The following is a 258-nucleotide window of genomic DNA, read 5'->3' as shown; positions in this document are numbered from 1 at the left end:
AAGAAGGCCTGAAAATCTTTCAGGAGCTGAAAGATACCTTTGGCGTGAAAATTATCACTGATATTCATGAACAATATCAGTGTCAGCCTGTTGCCGAGGTGGTGGATGTGATTCAGCTGCCGGCATTTCTTGCTCGTCAGACCGATCTGGTTGAAGCGATGGCCAAAACCGGTGCCGTGATCAACGTGAAGAAGCCTCAGTTCATGAGTCCGGGTCAGGTGGGTAATATCGTTGAGAAATTTGCGGAATGTAACAACG

At 47.3% G+C, this 258-nt stretch carries 1 pseudogene; it reads left to right on the top strand.

Features of this window, described 5'->3' with window-relative positions:
• Positions 1-258: pseudogene (locus tag R0J87_RS22080) on the top strand (3-deoxy-8-phosphooctulonate synthase); the annotation flags it as partial.

The organism is Halomonas sp. SIMBA_159, from assembly GCF_046536035.1.
GTDB lineage: Bacteria > Pseudomonadota > Gammaproteobacteria > Pseudomonadales > Halomonadaceae > Vreelandella > Vreelandella venusta_A.
The sequence above is the reverse complement of the archived record's forward strand: the minus strand, read 5'-3'. Positions and strand labels throughout refer to the sequence as shown.